This window comes from Streptomyces sp. NPDC102467 (genome assembly GCF_044765445.1).
GTDB lineage: Bacteria > Actinomycetota > Actinomycetes > Streptomycetales > Streptomycetaceae > Streptomyces.
Window position 1 is genome coordinate 472176 of the sequence record NZ_JBIWKA010000007.1, and the last position, 17520, is coordinate 489695.

Consider the following 17520-nt stretch of genomic DNA (forward strand, 5'->3'; position numbering starts at 1 on the left):
ACGCGCGGGTCACTCCGCGGGGGCGTCCCACTCCTCCAGCGTCACGACATCCTTGAGGAAGCCGCGTACGCCGAGGAACTGGGCGAGGTGTTCGCGGTGCTCCTCGCACGCGAGCCACGTCTTGCGCCGCTCCGGTGTGTGCAGCTTCGGGTTGTTCCACGCGAGCACCCACACCGCGTCGTCGCGGCAGCCCTTGGCCGAGCACTGGGGGGTGGTGGGGGCCGGTCCTGAGAGGTTCGCGAGGTTCACGCGTCCACCCTAAACGCCCCGGAAAACGCCCCGGAAATGGCGACGCCGAGCAGCCACGGGGGGAGCTGCCCGGCGTCGGTCCGTCGCTCCGACGGGGGATGCGGAGCGCGTACGCAGTATGTCACGGGCGACCCGGCACCCGGCACCTGAACTACATGATTGATCTGAGCTTTTCTTGAGGTTCGAGTACCCCTCATCCACCCTGCCGCGGGCGTGCGCAGACGGCTACGGTCAGCCGCGGTCCTCCGGCACGGCTTCCGCCGTACCGCCGGCCGGAGTGGGCGCGATCATGGGTCGCGTAGGGGCGGGCACGAAGGTCGACGGCAGTCCCGGCGCGTTCTCCCGGCCCGCGTTGGCGAAGACCACGGCGACGTAGGGGAGCAGGGCTCCGAGCACCAGTGTCACGATGGCGACGGGCCGCTCCACGTTCCACAGCACGGCCGTAAGGATCACCGAGAGCGTACGGACGGACATCCCGATGACGTACTTTCGCTGTCGGCCGCGCACGTCGTCCGCGAGCCCCTGCCGGGCCCCTGTGATCCGGAAAACCTGTGCTCCGCCGTTGCTCCTGCGCTTCCGCATCACATTCCACCACCCGAGCATTCGCCGGACTCTCCCCGGACCGGACCGCTTCCACGGTACGCCCGGCGTGCGTCGGCTACGAGACCGGGGGAGGCCTGAGCCGGGCGTGTGCCCTGCGTCGTACCTCGTATGGAGCTGCCCGACATGCGCCGTACGGGGTACGGACAGAGACTGAACGCATGGTGCGCATGCGCGCATTCTCACGCCGCATGAGGAGGCGACGGCATGAGCTGGTTGTGGGCAATCATCGTGGGTCTCGTGCTCGGTCTGATCGCGAAGGCGATCCTGCCGGGCAAGCAGCAGATCCCGCTGTGGCTGACGGCGGTCTTCGGAATCCTCGGCAGCGTTCTGGGCAACTGGGCGGCCACGGGCCTCGGAGTCAACGACACCAAGGGCATCGACTGGATCCGGCATCTGCTGCAGCTGATCGGCGCGGTGGTGGTGGTCGGCGTCGGTGAGATGGCCTGGGTGGCCCTGCGGGGCAACAAGCGGAAGGCATAGCCGACGCCTGAGGGGGCCGGATCCGCGTGACAAGGATCCGGCCCCCTCGGGTGTGCGCGTCGAGCAGCGGTCAGGCCGTGACCTCGACCGCCGCCAGGTTCTTCTTGCCGCGCCGCAGCACCAGCCAGCGCCCGTGCAGCAAGGCGTCGGCGCCCGGGACGAAGTCCTCGGCGGCGACCTTGACGTTGTTCACGTACGCGCCGCCCTCCTTCACCGTGCGGCGCGCGGCGGACTTGCTGGCCACGAGGCCGACCTCGGCGAACAGGTCGACGACCGGGCCGAGCTCGGCGACCTCGGCCTTCGGCAGCTCGGAGAGCGCGGCGGCCAGCGTCGCCTCGTCCAGGTCCGCCAGATTCCCGTCGCCCTGCCCGAACAGCGCCTTCGACGCGGAGATCACCGCGGCCGTCTGACCGGCGCCGTGCACCAGCGTCGTCAGCTCCTCGGCGAGCGCCCGCTGCGCGGCCCGTGCCTGCGGCCGCTCCTCGGTCTGCCGCTCCAGCTCCTCGATCTCCTCGCGGGACGCGAAGGAGAAGGTGCGGAGGAACTTGGAGATGTCCCGGTCGTCCGCGTTCAGCCAGAACTGGTAGAAGGCGTACGGGGAGAACATCTCCGCGTCCAGCCAGACGGTGCCGGACTCGGTCTTGCCGAACTTGGTGCCGTCCGCCTTGGTGAGCAACGGGGTGCCGATCGCGTGCACGGCGGCCTCCGGGTGGACCCGGTGGATCAGGTCGGTGCCGGAGGTGAGGTTGCCCCACTGGTCGCTGCCGCCGGTCTGCAGGACACAGCCGTACTGCTCGTACAGCTTGAGGAAGTCCATCCCCTGCAGGATCTGGTAGCTGAACTCGGTGTAGCTGATGCCCGCGTCGGAGTTGAGCCGCCGCGCGACGGCCTCCTTCGCGATCATCTTGTTGACCCGGAAGTACTTGCCCATGTCCCGCAGGAACTCGATGGCGGACATGCCCTGGGTCCAGTCCAGGTTGTTCACCATCGTCGCCGCGTGCGGGCCCTCGAAGTCGAGGAACCGCTCGATCTGGCCCCGCAGCCGCTCGACCCAGCCGGCCACGGTCTCCGGCGAGTTCAGCGTGCGCTCGGAGTTCGGCTTCGGGTCACCGATCAGACCGGTGGCGCCGCCGACCAGACCCAGCGGACGGTGGCCCGCCTGCTGGATGCGCCGCATGGTCAGGATCTGCACCAGGTTGCCCAGGTGCAGGCTGGGCGCGGTCGGGTCGAAGCCGCAATAGAACGTGACCGGACCGTCCGCGAACGCCTTGCGCAGCGCGTCTTCGTCGGTGGACAGGGCGATGAGCCCACGCCACTTGAGTTCGTCGACGATGTCCGTCACGGTTCTGAGTCTCCTCGTACGTTCCCGAAAACTGGTCCCGCCCAGTCTATGGGCGAATACACGGGGGTCAGACGCCCTGGCTGACGGAGCTCATATTGAAGTCCGGCACCCGCAGCGCGGGCATGGCGGCCCTGGTGAACCAGTCGCCCCACTCCCGGGGCAGCGTCTTCTCCGTGCGTCCGGCCTCGGTGGCCCGGCTCAGCAGATCGACCGGCGACTCGTTGAACCTGAAGTTGTTCACCTCGCCCACGACCTCGCCGTTCTCCACCAGGTACACGCCGTCCCGGGTCAGCCCGGTCAGCAGCAGCGTCGCCGGGTCGACCTCGCGGATGTACCAGAGACAGGTCAGCAGCAGCCCGCGCTCGGTCGCCGCGACCATCTCCTCCAGTGACTTCCCCGAGCCGCCGTCCAGGACGAGATTGTCGATGGCCGGCGCCACCGGCAGCCCGGTGAGCCCGGCGCTGTGCCGGGTCGTCGACAGATGCTTCAGCTCGCCCCGCGAGATCCACTCGGTGGCGGCCAGCGGCAGCCCGTTGTCGAAGACGGACGCGTCGTCGCCGGAGGAGTGCGCGAGCACGAACGGCGCCGACTCCAGACCCGGCTCGTGCGGATCGCTGCGCAGAGTCAGCGGCAGTTCGCTCAGCCGCTCGCCCACCCGCGTCCCACCGCCAGGCTTGGAGAACACGGTCCGGCCCTCGGCGGCGTCCCGCGCGCCCGCCGACCACAGCTGGTAGATCAGCAGGTCCGCGACGGCCGTCGGCGGCAGCAGCGTCTCGTAGCGCCCCGCGGGCAGCTCGACCCGGCGCTCGGCCCAGCCGAGCCGCTTCGCCAGCTCCGTGTCGAGCTCGGCCGGGTCCACGTCCGTGAAGTCCCGAGTGGAGCGGCCCGCCCACGCCGAACGCGTGCGGTCCGGTGACTTGGCGTTGAGCTCCAGCGTCCCGTCGGGCTGGTCGTGGCGGAGCCGCAGGCCCGTCGACGTACCGAGATAGCTGGACGTCAGCTCATGGTTGGCGAAGCCGTACAGCTCGCGACCGCCGGCCCGGGCCCGCGCGAAGGCCTCGCCGAGCGCGGGCGCGAACTCCGCGAACACGGCCGACGAGGTCTCGGCGGGCGCGTCCGTGAAGCCGGGGGAGTGCGGTACGCCGTCGACGAGCGGCTGTGCGTCCTCGGCGGCCCCGGCCTGCGCGGCGGCCTCCTCCGCGGCCCGCACCAGCGGTTCGAGATCGGCGGCGGTGACGGCGGACCGGGAGACGACACCCGAGGCCACACCCTCCTTGCCGTCGACGGTCGCGATGACGGTCAGGGTCCGCCCGCGCGTGACCCCGTTCGTCGTGAGCGCGTTGCCCGCCCAGCGCAGATTGGCCGAGGACGTCTCGTCGGCGATGACGACACAGCCGTCGGCCCGGGACAGCGCCAGGGCACGCTCGACGATCTCGTGCGGCCTGTTCGTACGAGAAGTCATCCGGGGGCTCATCGACCCGCCTCCTGCGTCGTGTTCAGAATATTGACGCCCTTGAAGAGGGCCGATGGGCAGCCGTGGGAGACGGCCGCGACCTGGCCCGGCTGGGCCTTTCCGCAGTTGAAGGCGCCGCCGAGGACATAGGTCTGCGGGCCGCCGACCGCCGTCATGGAACCCCAGAAGTCGGTCGTCGTCGCCTGGTAGGCCACGTCGCGCAGCTGGCCGGTGAGCCGGCCGTTCTCGATCTTGAAGAAGCGCTGTCCCGTGAACTGGAAGTTGTAGCGCTGCATGTCGATGGACCAGGACCGGTCCCCGACCACGTAGATCCCGCGGTCGACCCCGCCGATCAGATCCTCCGTCGAGAGCCCGCCCGGATCCGCCTGCAGTGAGACGTTCGCCATCCGCTGTACGGGGACGTGCCCGGGGGAGTCGGCGTACGCACACCCGTTGGACCGCTCGAACCCGGTCAACTTCGCGATCCTGCGGTCCAGTTGATAGCCGACCAGCGTCCCGTCCTTCACCAGGTCCCAGGACTGCCCGGCCACGCCCTCGTCGTCGTACCCGATGGTGGCGAGCCCGTGCTCGGCCGTGCGGTCACCCGTCACGTTCATGATCTCGGAGCCGTACTTGAGCTTGCCGAGCTGGTCGAACGTGGCGAAGGACGTGCCCGCGTACGCCGCCTCGTAGCCGAGCGCGCGGTCCAGCTCGGTGGCGTGGCCGATCGACTCGTGGATGGTCAGCCACAGGTTGGACGGGTCGACGACCAGGTCGTACGAGCCCGCCCGCACGCTCGGCGCCCGCATCTTCTCGGCCAGCAGCCCGGGGATCTCGGCCAGTTCCCGGTCCCAGTCCCAGCCCGTGCCGGTCAGATACTCCCAGCCCCGGCCGACCGGCGGCGCGATCGTGCGCATCGAGTCGAACTCGCCGCTCGAACCGTCCACGGCCACCGCCGTCACCTGGGGATGCAGCCGCACCCGCTGCTGCGTCGTGACGGTCCCCGCCGTGTCCGCGTAGAACTTGTTCTCGTGGACACAGAGCAGCGAGGCGTCCACGTGGCTCACCCCGTCGGCCGCGAGCAGCCGCGCGCTCCAGTCGGCCAGCAACCCGGCCCGCTCCTCCTCCGGCACGGTGAAGGGGTCGACCTCGTACGAGGAGACCCACGTCCGCTCCGCGTGCACCGGCTCGCCCGCGAGCTCCACGCGCTCGTCCGAGCCCGCGGCCCTGATGACCTGCGCGCTCAGTTTCGCCATCGCCACGGCCTGGGACGCCACCTTCGCCGCCGCGTCCATGGACAGGTCGACGCCCGAAGCGAACCCCCAGGTCCCGCCGTGCACCACCCGCACCGCGTACCCAAGGTCCGTGGTGTCGGACGAACCGGCGGGCTTGGCGTCCCGCAGCCGCACCACTCCGCTGCGCACCCGCTCGAAGCGGAAGTCCGCGTGCTCGGCGCCCAGCGCCCGCGCGCGGGCGAGCGCCGCATCGGCGAGGGCCCTCAGCGGGAGCGCCGTGAAGGCTTCATCGATCGTATGAGGCACGAATGTCTCCCTGTCGTCACGTCGTCGCCCGATCATGTCGCGCGGCGGGGCGCGCGGCCAGACTTTTCTGTAGGGACTCGACAGTGAGTCGGGTACGCCACTGTCGGTGGTCGATTCTCCGTACCGAGCGTCGTACCGATAGGTTTTCGAGGAACCACCACCGCTATCGAAAGGGTGATCCGTTGAGCCGCTCGGTTCTCGTCACCGGAGGAAACCGGGGCATCGGCCTTGCCATCGCCCGCGCATTCGCGGAGGCCGGCGACAAGGTTGCGATCACGTACCGCTCGGGCGATCCGGCGGAGCTCGAAAAGCTGGGCTTCCTGGCCGTCAAGTGCGACATCACCGACACGGAACAGGTGGAGCAGGCCTACAAGGAGATCGAGGAGAAGCACGGCAACGTCGAGGTCCTGGTCGCCAATGCCGGCGTCACCAAGGACCAGCTCCTCATGCGCATGTCCGAGGACGACTTCACGTCGGTCCTCGACACCAACCTCACCGGCACCTTCCGGGTCGTCAAGCGTGCCAATCGCGGCATGCTGCGCGCCAAGAAGGGCCGCGTCGTGCTGATCTCCTCCGTCGTCGGCCTGCTCGGCTCGGCGGGGCAGGCGAACTACGCCGCCTCGAAGGCGGGACTGGTCGGCTTCGCGCGCTCCCTCGCCCGTGAGCTCGGGTCGCGCAACCTCACCTTCAACGTCGTCGCCCCCGGTTTTGTCGACACCGACATGACCAAGGTGCTCACGGACGAGCAGCGCGCGAACATCGTTTCGCAGGTGCCGCTCGGCCGGTACGCGCAGGTCGAGGAGATCGCCGCGGCGGTGAAGTTCCTCGCCTCCGACGACGCTTCGTACATCACTGGTGCCGTCATCCCGGTTGACGGCGGATTGGGCATGGGTCACTGAGAACGATGACTAACACTGGCGGAATTCTCGAGGGCAAGCGCATCCTCATCACGGGTGTGCTGTTGGAGTCCTCCATCGCCTTCCACGCCGCGAAGCTGGCGCAGGAGCAGGGCGCGGAGATCATCCTCACCGCCTGGCCGCGGCCCACGCTCACCGAGCGCATTGCCAAGAAGCTGCCCCGGCCGGGCGACGTCAAGGTGCTGGAGCTCGACGTCTCCAACGACGAGCACCTCGCGCGCCTGGAGGGCCAGGTCCGCGAGCAGCTGGGCGACCGCCTCGACGGCATCGTGCACTCCATCGGCTTCGCCCCGCAGGACGCGCTCGGCGGCAACTTCCTCAACACGCCGTTCGAGTCCGTGGCCACCGCCATGCACGTCTCCGCCTTCTCCTTGAAGTCGCTGACGATGGCGCTGCTGCCGCTGATGACCGAGGGCGGCTCCGTCGTCGGCCTCACCTTCGACGCGCAGTACGCGTGGCCGCAGTACGACTGGATGGGCCCGGCCAAGGCCGCCCTCGAGGCCACCAGCCGCTACATGGCGCGTGACCTGGGCAAGCAGAAGATCCGGTGCAACCTGGTCGCGGCGGGCCCGCTCGGCTCCATGGCCGCGAAGTCCATCCCCGGGTTCGGCGAGCTGGCCTCCGTGTGGGACAGCCGCTCCCCGCTGGAGTGGAACCTCGCGGACCCCGAGCCCACGGGCAAGGGCATCGTCGCCCTGCTGTCGGACTGGTTCCCGATGACGACGGGCGAGATCGTCCACGTGGACGGCGGCCTGCACGCCATCGGCGCCTGACCTCCTGGCCACCCGGTCACCTGATCAACAGAGCCTGAAACAAGTTCTCCCCCGTTCGGCCCACCGGCCGGGCAGGCACCAGGGACCTCCCCGCACGCTGGATGCGAGGAGGTCCCTTCTGTGCGCCTGCCCCCGCCCCACCGCATCGCCCCCGCCCTCACCGCCGTGGTCCTGTTGGTCGCGCTGCCGTACGACGCGGCTTCCGACACCGCCGAGCACCCCGGCCACGCGCGCGTGGCGGAGAAGAAGCCCGAACTCTTCGGAGCCGGGTGCCGGATCCGCGTCGACGGGACCCGGGTGACCGCCTCCTGCCACAACCCGTACCCCGGAGCCGACCGGGTCGCCCTGCACATCGAGTGCGACCCGTGGTGGGACATCGACACCGACTCGGCCCCGGCGACCGTCGGCCCGGCCGAGACCGTGCGCCTCGACGGGCGGTGCTGGAAGAGCGTGAGGACCGCCTGGGTCAGCCACCGGAAGGCGGCGTGAGCCGGCCCGGCCGGCACAGGAACGGATAGGACGCCGCCTCGGCCGCGGCCGCTTCCGCGTCGCCCTCCCGGATCGCGTCGACCAGGCGCGTGTGGTCCATGTGGTTCTCCGCGGTGAGCCGCTCACCCACGTCCTCGCGCAGCCAGTCCCGCAGGACCTCGCCCAGGTCCGCGTACATCGCCGTCATCACGTCGTTGTGGGACGCGGCCACCACGGCCATGTGGAACGTCGCGTCCGCTGTCACGAACGCCTCCGTGTCGCCCGCCTCCCACGCCTCCTCACGGCGTACGTGCAGGGCGTCGAGCTGTTTCAGATCGCGCTCGGTGCGCCGCTCGGCGGCCAGCTTCGCCGCACTCGACTCCAGCGTGGAGCGCAACTCGGCGATGTGCCGGGGATCGGCGTCGGCGAACCGCCGCTGCATCACGCCCGCCAGCTCGCTGGTCGCCACGACGTAGGTGCCCGAGCCCTGCCGGATGTCGAGCAGCCCGTTGTGCGCGAGGGCGCGCACGGCCTCCCGCACCGTGTTCCGGGCCACACCCAGTTGCTCGACGAGCTCGGGCTCCGTGGGGATGCGGGAGCCCACCGGCCACTCGCCCGAGGAGATCTGCGCGCGCAGAGCGGCGATGACCTGCTCGGACAGGGCCGAGCGGCGAGGAGAGGTCAGTGGCATCGACGTTCCTTCGTGACGCGGGCGGTGAGCAGCAGTGTGACGCAAACGGATTGGACAGCCAATCATCCCATGATTCTAAGATAGGCCTCATGGCTAGTGAGGAAACACCGACCCCGACGATGGCGCCGCCGCCCGCGAACACCGTGAACCCCGCGGTACCCGCCGAGGAAGCCGAGAAAAGTGCCGCCCCGCGCGCGTGGGTCCTCCGCCTGCTGCCCGTCGGCATCGTCCTCGCCGCCCTGAACCTGCGCCCCGCGATCACCAGCCTCGGCGCCCTCCTCGAAGAGGTGCGCGACGGGCTCGGCATGAGCGGCAGCCTCGCCGGCCTGCTCACCTCCGTACCGCCGCTCTGCTTCGCGATCTTCGGCGTGATGGCGCCGCGGCTCGCCAGGCGCTTCGGCGCAAGCGCCGTCGTCTGCGCCGGCATGGTCGCGATCGCCGCGGGCCTGATCATCCGCCCCTACACCGGCAACACCGTCGGCTTCCTGGTCGCCAGCGCCCTCGCCCTGATGGGCATCGCCGTTAGCAACGTGCTGATGCCGGTCATCGTCAAGCGCTGGTTCCCCGACCGCGTCGGCTCCATGACCGGCCTGTACTCGATGGCCCTCGCCCTCGGCACATCGCTGGCCGCCGCCGCGACCGTGCCCATGACCGACGCGCTCGGCGGCAAGTGGCAGACCGGGCTCGCCATGTGGGCCGTGCTCGGCGTCGCCGCGGTGCTCCCCTGGATCCCGCTCGCACGCGCGAAGGGCGCGGCCCCGGCCGAACCGGCCCGCTCCTCGGCCTCCGGCGCCGACGACGGACTGCGCATCACCCGCAGCCGCACCGCGTGGGCGCTCGCCGTCTTCTTCGGGCTCCAGGCCACGGCCGCGTACATCACGATGGGGTGGATGGCGCAGATCTTCCGGGACTCCGGGGTCTCCGCGTCGACCGCGGGCGTGCTGCTCGCCGTCGTCATGGCGATGGGAGTCCCGCTCGCCTTCGTCATCCCCCGCGTCGCCGCCCGGCTGCCCAGCCAGGGCCCGATCGTGGTCGTCCTCGGCCTGTGCGGACTGGCCGGTTACGCGGGCCTGTATTTCGCGCCCGCCTCCGGTGCCTGGGCCTGGGCGGTCCTGCTCGGCATCTCCAACTGCGCCTTCCCGCTGGCCCTGACGATGGTCGGCATGCGGGCCCGCACCGGCGCAGGCGTCGCCAAGCTGTCCGCGTTCGCGCAGTCCACCGGCTACCTGATCTCGATCCCCGGGCCGCTGCTCGTCGGCGTCCTCTACCAGCACAGCGGCGGCTGGGGCGTGCCGATCGCGCTCATGGCCGCGCTGATGGTGCCGCAGATCGTGGTGGGCGTCCTCGCGGGCCGCAACCGCACCATCGAGGACGAGGCCGCCGAACCCGCCCCGGCCGCCCCGGCGTCCTGACCTCCGGGGACAGGTGCGACACTTGCCGCATGTCGCCTGTGCTCGAGCCGAACCCCCAGAACAGTCAGAAGAAGCTCCTGCTGGTGCTCGGCGCGATGTTGGCCGTCACCGTGGTCGTCGCCATCATCGCGACGATCGCCTCTCCCTGACCCGTCGCTCTCCAGGGGGTGGGGTTAACTCCACCATCCCCTAGGGGGCCAGTGTCAGGGTCAAGTGGGTGGATCACCGGATGGGGCGGGGGCCGCCGGGTCCGTACCTTCGAAGTGTCGCCGAGATCGTCGGCGCACCGCGACGAAGACCACGGACCACGGAGGACGCCATGTCGGCCCCCACGCACCCCCGGACCCACCCGGCAGCCACGGGCGGCGTCGACATCCGGCTGCCCTGGTGGGCGATCGCGCTGCCGGCCGTCGCCTTCGTAGCGCTCCTGCTGCTGATCCTCGATCCGGCCGACGCCCAGGCCGCGGCGGGCGACCCGACCATCGGCCACATCCTGGAGCGGGCCAAAGAACTGGTGCTCCGCTAGCTCCGTTCCGCCCTGGTTCACCCCTGTCGGGCGAGCCCGCCAACTCCCTGCGCCCCACGGCCGCTTTCATGCGAAGCTGGGAACCATGAGCGTCGCAGAACCCCGCAGGATTGTCCTTTTCCGGCATGCCAAGGCGGACTGGCCTCAGGTGTCCGATCATGAGCGGCCGCTCGCCGAGCGAGGCCGCAAGGACGCCCCGATCGCCGGCCGCAAGCTGGCCGACTCCGGCATCGCCCTCGACCTGGCCCTCTGCTCGACCGCCGCGCGTACCCGTGAGACCTGGAAGCTGGCTGTCTCCGAACTGCCGGAGCGGCCCAGGACCGTCTATGAGGAGCGCATCTACGAGGCGTCCCCCGGCGAGCTGATCGCCGTGTTGAACGAGACGCCGGACGACGTCAGGGACGCCGTCCTCATCGGCCACAACCCCGGAGTACAGGGGCTCGCCGAAGTGCTGGCCGGCGAGGCCGAGTCGGACGCGGCCGAGCGGATGAGCAAGGCCGGCTTCAAGACCGCGGCGTTCGCCGTGCTGTCCTTCACCGGGCCCTGGAAGTCACTGGAGCCGGGCACCGCCACACTGGTCGACTACTGGTCGCCGAGCGACTGACGACACGTACCCGACGCACACCTCTACGGCTCCGACGATTACGAGAAAAGGGCCCGGTACCGCATCGGTACCGGGCCCTTCTCCGCCAGGAGTCACGGGGGTCAGACGCCCTGGGCGTCCGCCGCCTCGACCTCTTCGCGCGTGATGCCGAGCAGATAGAGGACCGTGTCCAGGAACGGCACGTTCACCGCGGTGTGCGCGGCCTCCCGGACCACCGGCTTGGCGTTGAAGGCGACGCCGAGCCCGGCCGCGTTCAACATGTCCAGGTCGTTCGCCCCGTCACCGATCGCCACGGTCTGTGCGAGCGGGACGCCCGCCTCGTCGGCGAACCGCCGCAGGAGCCGCGCCTTCCCCGCGCGGTCCACGATCTCGCCGGTGACCTTGCCGGTCAGCTTGCCGTCGACGATCTCCAACGTGTTGGCCTGCGCGAAGTCGAGCCCGAGCCGCTCCCGCAGATCGTCCGTGACCTGCGTGAACCCGCCCGAGACCACGCCCACTTGATAGCCGAGCCGCTTGAGCGTACGGATCAGGGTGCGGGCGCCGGGCGTGAGCCGCACCTCGCTCCTGACCTTCTCCACGACCGACTCGTCGAGCCCGGCGAGCAGCTTCACGCGCGCGTGCAGCGACTGCTCGAAGTCCAGCTCACCGCGCATCGCCGCCGCCGTCACCTCGGCGACCTTGTCCTCGCAGCCCGCGTGCGCCGCGAACAGCTCGATCACCTCGTCCTGGATGAGCGTCGAGTCGACGTCCATCACGACGAGCCGCTGCGCGCGCCGGTGCAGACCGGCCGCGACGACGGCCATGTCCACGCCCAGCTTCGCGGCCTCGGTGGCGAGCGCGGTACGCAGCTCTTCCGTCTCGGTGCCGGACACCGCGAACTCCACGGCGGTGACGGGGTACTTGGCGAGCCGGAAGATGCGGTCGATGTTGCCGCCGGTCCCGGTGATGGTGGCCGCGATCGCGGCGGTCGACTCGGCGGTGAGCGGGTGCCCGAGCACGGTCACCAGTGAACGCCCCACGCCGCGCGGCCGGTTGTCACCGAGGCCCGAGATGATCTCGGCCTGCATCCGCATGGAATCGGCCCAGCTGTGGATGGTGGCCCGCAGGTCGCCCTCCAGACCGGCCGGGGGCTCGGTCACCAGGGCGCACAGGACGATGCGGCCGCGCGTGACGACCTGCTCGATGTCGACGACGTCGACGGAGTAGGCGGCGAGGGTGTCGAAGAGCCCGGCGGTGATGCCGGGCCGGTCCTTGCCGAAGATCTTGACCAGGAGGGTCGGGACGTCGGCCGGCGCGGAGACGTATCCGTCGGCGTTCGGGGCGTCAGCGGGGTACTGGGGCTGCGGAGCGCTCATGATGCCCATACGTTATCGGGCTTGTGTGCGGGCCCGCCGTCGCGGTCCGCGTACCGGACACGGCCGCCGCTGGTCGGCGCCCCGGCCGCCCTGCCTCAGCGCCCGTCCCGGTCTCCCCGGCGGCGGCGCCGTCCGTCCTTGGTGGGACCGGGGCTGTGCGGTGGCGGAGGAGTGGGCGCGGGCGGTGGCGGGGGCGGCCAGCTGCCGTCGCCGCCGCCGTCCCGGGGACGGGACGTGGGCTCGGGCCGCAGCGGGCCCACGACCGTGGGAGCACCGGTCACGCCGTCGCGGGATCGATCGTCGACCGGCCCCTGGCGACGCGACTCCCGACCGTACGGGTCCTCGCCGTGCGGGTCGTCGCCGTGCGGGTCGTCGCCGTACGGGACCTCGTCGTGCAGATCCCTGCCGTACGCATTTCTGCCGTGCGGGTCCTTGCCGTGCGCGTCCCTGCCGTGCGGGTCCCCGCCGTACGCGTCCCCGCCGTGCAGGTCCTTGCCGTACGCGTCCCCGCCCTGTGCATCTCGGCTGTACGCGTCCCTGCCGCGTGCGTCCGGGCTGTACGCATCTTGGCCGTACGGGTTCTCCTCGTACTGCCTGCTGTCGTACGGGTTCAGATACGGGTTCGTGTCGGCGTTCGACGGTCGGTACGGGCGGCTCGTCCGGTACGGACCTGCCGACTCCGGGGACGGGTCCTGCGGCCCGGCCGCCCCACCCGTGGCGGCGGCCAGCGGGGACACCCGGCTGCCCGCGGCCCCGCTCGCGGACGCGAGGAACGCCCCGAGGGCCCCGGCCCCCGCGCCCCACGCGGCCCCAAGAAGCAGCGCCATCCCAAGATTCCCGTGCAGCTCGATGCCCGCGCCGAACGCGTCGAAGCCGAGTACCGACAGGGACGCGTCCGCCGACACGTCCGTCAGCCACACCAGGAGCGGCAGCGCGAGCGCCGTCACGACACCGAGCCGCAGCGCGCAGCGCCCCGCGAAGCCCGGCACGCCCTGGCCCGGTGGCCGCGGCGTCCGTACCGCCGTGAGCACTCCGGCGAACAGCATCATCAGGGCCGCCGCGACGGCCAACAGCCATACCCTGCCGTCGAGTTCGGCCAGCCGGCCCAGCGTCAAGGGTCGGTCCGACGACACCTTGAGCAGCTCTTCCAGCGGGTCGGGGAGCAGCTTCGCGAGCTCGCCCGTCGCGTGGCCGTCCCAGGGCACGAACAGGCCGAGCGGCACCCCCAGCCACACCCCGTTCGGCGCGCCGAGCAGCGCCGCGCCCGCGATCCGCTTCGGGTGGTCGTCGCCGATCATCGCGTACACCGCTGCCGCCAGACCCGCGAGGACCGCCACCAGCAGCACCGCCACGAGCGCCGACGCGGCCGGCCGCACCACCCGGTGCACCGGCGCGAGGGCGCGCGGCAGGGGAGTGCGGCGCGACGCGAGCAGCGCGATCAGCAGCACCCCGATCACGAAGGCCGCGCCGCCGAGCAGCGTGGCACCCGTCTGCACCGTGAAGCCGATGGACGCCTTCGCGTGCACGAGATCGCCGAGCCGGTCGGGGAGCAGGCCCCCGATGCCACCGGGAAGCTTGTCCTTGATGCCGCTCGGGAGCCCTCCGGCGCCCGGAATGTCGTTCAGTCCCAGCTTCGAACCGTCGATCGTGATGAGGTCGTGACCCGCCCATGCCAAGCCGCCCAGCATCGCCAGGAAGAGCACCACCACGGACCCCGCGCGCGCCACCAGTTCGCCGGGGGCGATCTCAACTCCCGCCGCCCGCAAGGAACGCAGGAAGAACCAACTCAGCAGCACCGCGCCCACCAGGCCCACGCCCAGTGGCGCGACATCGATCGCGGTGTGCGCCTGCGCCCCGCCCAGGCCGAAAGCCGACACGTCGCCGGACGGCGTCACGCGCCCCCCGACGCCGAGCGCCACCACGGCGGCCGTCATCGGCCCGAGCGAGCCCGCCGAATCGGCCTCCAGCAGATGCAGGCCGAGCGCCGCGACCCCCGCCATCCCGATGAACGCCCAGCTCACCGCGGCGATGGCCGAAAGCAGCACATCGCCGATGGGCAAGCCACCGCGCCGAGTCGTGTCGTGGCCGGTCACCATCAGGACCCCCCGATCCGTACCGCATCACCCCGGATAACCCATTTGCTCATGATCCGTAGGGAGTTGTGGGCGCTTACTACTCTCCGGGGCCGTATCTGCGCCGTCAACGGCGCGGGCGCAGGCGCTGCCCATGACTCTTCACAACCTCCGACGCAAGGCCCGACTTTCGGTCACGGGGGCGTTCCTGAAATAGTTCCCCACGATGTTCGACATCCCTACACTCCCCATGACGGGGCACAACTTCGGGGGACAACTCAGTGGGGCTTGGAGTGCCTGAACTCGTACTGGAACTGAATGGCAGGACCTGGACGCTCGATCCGTCCAGGTCGTACACCCTCGGTCGTGATCCGGGGGGCGACGTCGTGCTCGACGACGCCAGGGTCTCGTGGCGGCACGCCACGATCAGCTGGGGCGGCCGGAGCTGGGTCATCGAGGACCACGGCTCGACCAACGGCACGTTCGTCCAGGGCCAGCGGATCCATCAGATGGAGATCGGCCCCGGCTCGTCGGTGCACCTGGGCAACTCGACCGACGGCCCGCGCGTGAACGTGCAGGGCAGCGCCCAGGCCGCCGGCGTCGCCGCGCCGCACCAGGCACAGCAACAGGCCGCGGGCCTCGCGCAACAGCCGTCGCCGAAACAGCCGTCACCGCAGCAGCATCCGCAGGGCGCCGCGCCCGGCTGGCCGCAACAGCAGCCGCAGATGCCTCAACAGCAGCCGCACCAGCAACCGCAGCAACCGGCCTGGCAGCCGCAGCAGCAGCAGTACCAGCAGCCGTCGGTACAGAAGGTGCCGCAGCAGAACGTGCCCAACCAGCAAGGACCCGGTGGCGCCGCGGGGGCCCCGCCGGTCTACGGCGACCGCAGCCCGACCACGTTCCACCAGTTCTCGCTCGGCCGCGTCATGCGCATCGGCCGCGCCCTCGAGAACGAGCTGGTCGTCTCGGACCTGCAGGTCTCGCGCCTGCACGCCGAGTTCCACGCGACACCCGACGGCCGCTCCGAGATCCGCGACCTCGGCTCGCACAACGGCACGTACGTCAACGGCCAGCCGATCCCCAAGGGCGGCTCCGCGCTGCTCGGCCCGAACGACATCGTCGGCGTCGGCCACTCCACGTTCCGCCTCGTCGGCGACCGCCTCGAGGAGTTCGTCGACACCGGTGAAGTCTCATTCTCCGCGCGGCACTTGACGGTCACCGTCGACGGCGGCAAGCAGATCCTCAAGGACGTCTCCTTCGGCGTCCCGGAGAAGTCCCTGGTCGCCGTCATCGGCCCGTCGGGCTCCGGCAAGTCGACGCTCCTGAAGGCACTCACGGGCTACCGCCCGGCCAACCAGGGCGACGTCCTCTACGACAACAGGAACCTGTACAAGCAGTTCGCCGAGCTGCGGCAGCGCATCGGTCTGGTCCCGCAGGACGACATCCTGCACAAGGAGCTGACCGTAAAGAAGGCGCTCAAGTACGCCGCCAAACTCCGCTTCCCCGCGGACACCAGCGTGGCGGAGCGCCAGCAGCGCATCGACGAGGTGCTGCGCGAGCTGAAGCTGGACATCCACAAGGAGAAGAAGGTCACCTCCCTCTCCGGTGGCCAGCGCAAGCGCGTCTCCGTCGCCCTCGAACTGCTGACCAAGCCGTCGCTGATCTTCCTGGACGAGCCGACCTCCGGCCTCGACCCGGGCATGGACCGCGACGTCATGCAGCTGCTCCGCGGCCTCGCCGACGACGGCCGCACGGTCCTCGTCGTCACCCACTCCGTGGCCGAGCTCGCGATCTGCGACAAGCTGCTCGTGATGGCGCCGGGCGGTGCGGTGGCCTACTTCGGACCGCCGGAGGAAGCCCTCAACTTCTTCGGCTACGACACCTGGGCCGACGTCTTCTCGGCGTTCGAGAACTACCGCGACTACGACTGGGCGGGCCGCTGGAAGGGCTCGCAGCACTACCAGATGTACGCGGCCGACATCGACGCCGTGGCCGCGCAGTCGGTGCAGATGCCACCGCCCGCCGCGATGAAGCCGCCGAAGCCGCAGCCGTGGGGCGCCCAGCTCTTCACGCTGATCCGCCGCTACGTGTCGGTGATCGCGTCCGACAAGGGCTTCATGGGCCTGATGGTGATCCTGCCCGCGGTCCTCGGCATCGTCTCCGTGGTCATCCCGGCCGAATTCGGCCTGGCCCCGCCCAAACCGCCGTCCAAGTTCAACGGCGACGCGGGCACGATCATGCTGATCATCGCGGTCGGCATGTGCTTCTCGGCCGCGGCCAACTCGGTCCGTGAGCTGATCAAGGAGCGGGTCATCTACGAGCGGGAACGCGCCACCGGCCTGTCCCGGTCCGCGTACCTGATGTCCAAGGTCATCGTCCTCGGCTTCATCACGGCCATCCAGGGCGTCATCATCTGCGCCATCGGCTTCACCCCGCGGGACCTTCCCAAGGAAGGCCTGCTGATGCCGCCGGCGCTCGAACTGTGCATCTCGATCATCGCGCTCGGCTTCACGTCGATGATGTTCGGCCTGGTGATCTCCTCGCTGGTGAAGACCTCCGAGAAGACGATGCCGCTGCTCGTCATGTTCGCCATCGTCCAGGTCGTCTTCACCGGCGTCCTCTTCCAGATCTACGGATCGATCGGCCTGGAGCAGTTCGCCTGGCTGATGCCGTCCCGCTGGGCGATCGGCGCGGCCGGGGCCACGCTCGACCTGTCCCACGTCATGCCGCCCTGGGACCCGCAGAAGCCGAACGACCTCGACCCGCTCTGGGAGCACTCGGTCGGCCAGTGGGGCCTCAACCTCACGGTCCTGATCGCACTCGGCGTGATCTGCGGCTTCGCGGTCGCCCGTCTGCTGCGCCGCCATGAGCCCGAGGTCATGCGCAAGTAAGCACGGCCACGTCGAGAGATGAGCCGGAGAAGGGGGGGGGCGCGGGGGGGGGGGGGCGGGGGGGGGGGGGGGGGGGGGGGGGGGGGGGGGGGGCGGGGGCGGGGCCGGGGGCGGCGGGACCGCGCAGGGCGGGTGGGGTGTGG

Annotated in this window: 17 protein-coding genes; 9 read left to right on the plus strand and 8 right to left on the minus strand. The window is 70.6% G+C overall.

Features of this window, described 5'->3' with window-relative positions:
- Positions 1-9 precede the first annotated feature (9 nt).
- Entirely contained in the window at positions 10-249 is a 240-nt protein-coding gene (locus ACIREE_RS17535; RefSeq protein WP_404152245.1) for a hypothetical protein, read from the minus strand.
- 231 nt (positions 250-480) lie between these two features.
- Complete coding sequence (locus ACIREE_RS17540) at positions 481-831, minus strand: DUF3099 domain-containing protein (RefSeq protein WP_404152248.1); 351 nt, start codon at positions 829-831, stop codon at positions 481-483.
- Positions 832-1056: 225 nt separating this feature from the next.
- Between ACIREE_RS17540 and ACIREE_RS17545 the strand changes: the two genes are divergently transcribed.
- Positions 1057-1332, plus strand: a complete 276-nt coding sequence (locus ACIREE_RS17545) for a GlsB/YeaQ/YmgE family stress response membrane protein (protein ID WP_363194214.1) — start codon at positions 1057-1059, stop codon at positions 1330-1332.
- A gap of 70 nt (positions 1333-1402) precedes the next feature.
- Here ACIREE_RS17545 and tyrS read toward each other — a convergent pair whose 3' ends face one another.
- The 3 genes from tyrS to ACIREE_RS17560 all read right to left on the minus strand — a co-directional run bounded on the left by tyrS (position 1403) and on the right by ACIREE_RS17560 (position 5668).
- A complete protein-coding gene (gene tyrS / locus ACIREE_RS17550; RefSeq protein ID WP_404152251.1) occupies positions 1403-2674 on the minus strand; it encodes a tyrosine--tRNA ligase in 1272 nt (423 codons plus the stop codon).
- A 67-nt stretch (positions 2675-2741) separates the two neighbouring features.
- A complete protein-coding gene (locus ACIREE_RS17555) occupies positions 2742-4136 on the minus strand; it encodes a metallopeptidase TldD-related protein (RefSeq protein ID WP_404152254.1) in 1395 nt (464 codons plus the stop codon).
- Between the two features lie 8 nt (positions 4137-4144).
- Complete coding sequence (locus tag ACIREE_RS17560; RefSeq protein WP_404152257.1) at positions 4145-5668, minus strand: TldD/PmbA family protein; 1524 nt, start codon at positions 5666-5668, stop codon at positions 4145-4147.
- Between the two features lie 182 nt (positions 5669-5850).
- On the opposite strand from ACIREE_RS17560, the gene fabG reads away from it, so the two are divergent.
- The 3 genes from fabG to ACIREE_RS17575 all read left to right on the plus strand — a co-directional run bounded on the left by fabG (position 5851) and on the right by ACIREE_RS17575 (position 7847).
- On the plus strand, positions 5851-6567 hold the full coding sequence (fabG, locus tag ACIREE_RS17565) for a 3-oxoacyl-[acyl-carrier-protein] reductase (RefSeq protein ID WP_404152260.1): 717 nt from the start codon (positions 5851-5853) through the stop codon (positions 6565-6567).
- Between the two features lie 5 nt (positions 6568-6572).
- Complete coding sequence (fabI, locus tag ACIREE_RS17570; RefSeq protein WP_404152262.1) at positions 6573-7358, plus strand: enoyl-ACP reductase FabI; 786 nt, start codon at positions 6573-6575, stop codon at positions 7356-7358.
- 120 nt (positions 7359-7478) lie between these two features.
- A complete protein-coding gene (locus ACIREE_RS17575) occupies positions 7479-7847 on the plus strand; it encodes a hypothetical protein (RefSeq protein ID WP_404152265.1) in 369 nt (122 codons plus the stop codon).
- Here the strand turns inward: ACIREE_RS17575 and ACIREE_RS17580 are convergent.
- Positions 7825-8517 carry a FadR/GntR family transcriptional regulator gene (locus ACIREE_RS17580; protein ID WP_404152267.1) on the minus strand — a complete coding sequence of 231 codons (693 nt, stop codon included), beginning with the start codon at positions 8515-8517 and terminating at the stop codon, positions 7825-7827. The genes ACIREE_RS17575 and ACIREE_RS17580 overlap by 23 nt on opposite strands.
- A gap of 89 nt (positions 8518-8606) precedes the next feature.
- On the opposite strand from ACIREE_RS17580, the gene ACIREE_RS17585 reads away from it, so the two are divergent.
- From ACIREE_RS17585 to ACIREE_RS17600, 4 genes are all read left to right on the plus strand, one after another.
- On the plus strand, positions 8607-9929 hold the full coding sequence (locus ACIREE_RS17585) for a CynX/NimT family MFS transporter (RefSeq protein ID WP_404152270.1): 1323 nt from the start codon (positions 8607-8609) through the stop codon (positions 9927-9929).
- A 29-nt stretch (positions 9930-9958) separates the two neighbouring features.
- The gene (locus tag ACIREE_RS17590) at positions 9959-10078 is read left to right on the plus strand and encodes an SGM_5486 family transporter-associated protein (RefSeq protein WP_404152272.1); all 120 of its coding nucleotides are present in this window, start codon (positions 9959-9961) and stop codon (positions 10076-10078) included.
- Between the two features lie 170 nt (positions 10079-10248).
- The gene (locus tag ACIREE_RS17595; protein WP_404152275.1) at positions 10249-10455 is read left to right on the plus strand and encodes a hypothetical protein; all 207 of its coding nucleotides are present in this window, start codon (positions 10249-10251) and stop codon (positions 10453-10455) included.
- 85 nt (positions 10456-10540) lie between these two features.
- A complete protein-coding gene (locus ACIREE_RS17600) occupies positions 10541-11059 on the plus strand; it encodes a SixA phosphatase family protein (RefSeq protein ID WP_404152277.1) in 519 nt (172 codons plus the stop codon).
- Positions 11060-11160: 101 nt separating this feature from the next.
- On the opposite strand, the gene serB is transcribed toward ACIREE_RS17600, so the two are convergent.
- Together serB and ACIREE_RS17610 are read right to left on the minus strand one after the other, a co-directional pair.
- The gene (gene serB, locus ACIREE_RS17605) at positions 11161-12414 is read right to left on the minus strand and encodes a phosphoserine phosphatase SerB (protein WP_404152280.1); all 1254 of its coding nucleotides are present in this window, start codon (positions 12412-12414) and stop codon (positions 11161-11163) included.
- 95 nt (positions 12415-12509) lie between these two features.
- Positions 12510-14510 (minus strand): streptophobe family protein, encoded by a 2001-nt coding sequence (locus ACIREE_RS17610; RefSeq protein ID WP_404152283.1) that lies wholly within the window; start codon positions 14508-14510, stop codon positions 12510-12512.
- 257 nt (positions 14511-14767) lie between these two features.
- Here ACIREE_RS17610 and ACIREE_RS17615 point away from each other — a divergent pair, with 257 nt between their 5' ends.
- Entirely contained in the window at positions 14768-17377 is a 2610-nt protein-coding gene (locus ACIREE_RS17615) for an FHA domain-containing protein (protein WP_404152285.1), read from the plus strand.
- Positions 17378-17520 lie beyond the last annotated feature (143 nt).

Coding starts and splice junctions, on each gene's coding strand:
- fabI (WP_404152262.1), top strand. CDS start 6,573: ATGACTAACACTGGCGGAATTCTCGAGGGCAAGCGCATCCTCATCACG.
- ACIREE_RS17580 (WP_404152267.1), bottom strand. CDS start 8,517: ATGCCACTGACCTCTCCTCGCCGCTCGGCCCTGTCCGAGCAGGTCATC.
- ACIREE_RS17600 (WP_404152277.1), top strand. CDS start 10,541: ATGAGCGTCGCAGAACCCCGCAGGATTGTCCTTTTCCGGCATGCCAAG.
- ACIREE_RS17540 (WP_404152248.1), bottom strand. CDS start 831: ATGCGGAAGCGCAGGAGCAACGGCGGAGCACAGGTTTTCCGGATCACA.
- ACIREE_RS17590 (WP_404152272.1), top strand. CDS start 9,959: ATGTCGCCTGTGCTCGAGCCGAACCCCCAGAACAGTCAGAAGAAGCTC.
- serB (WP_404152280.1), bottom strand. CDS start 12,414: ATGAGCGCTCCGCAGCCCCAGTACCCCGCTGACGCCCCGAACGCCGAC.
- ACIREE_RS17595 (WP_404152275.1), top strand. CDS start 10,249: ATGTCGGCCCCCACGCACCCCCGGACCCACCCGGCAGCCACGGGCGGC.
- ACIREE_RS17585 (WP_404152270.1), top strand. CDS start 8,607: ATGGCTAGTGAGGAAACACCGACCCCGACGATGGCGCCGCCGCCCGCG.
- ACIREE_RS17545 (WP_363194214.1), top strand. CDS start 1,057: ATGAGCTGGTTGTGGGCAATCATCGTGGGTCTCGTGCTCGGTCTGATC.
- ACIREE_RS17555 (WP_404152254.1), bottom strand. CDS start 4,136: ATGACTTCTCGTACGAACAGGCCGCACGAGATCGTCGAGCGTGCCCTG.
- ACIREE_RS17610 (WP_404152283.1), bottom strand. CDS start 14,510: ATGGTGACCGGCCACGACACGACTCGGCGCGGTGGCTTGCCCATCGGC.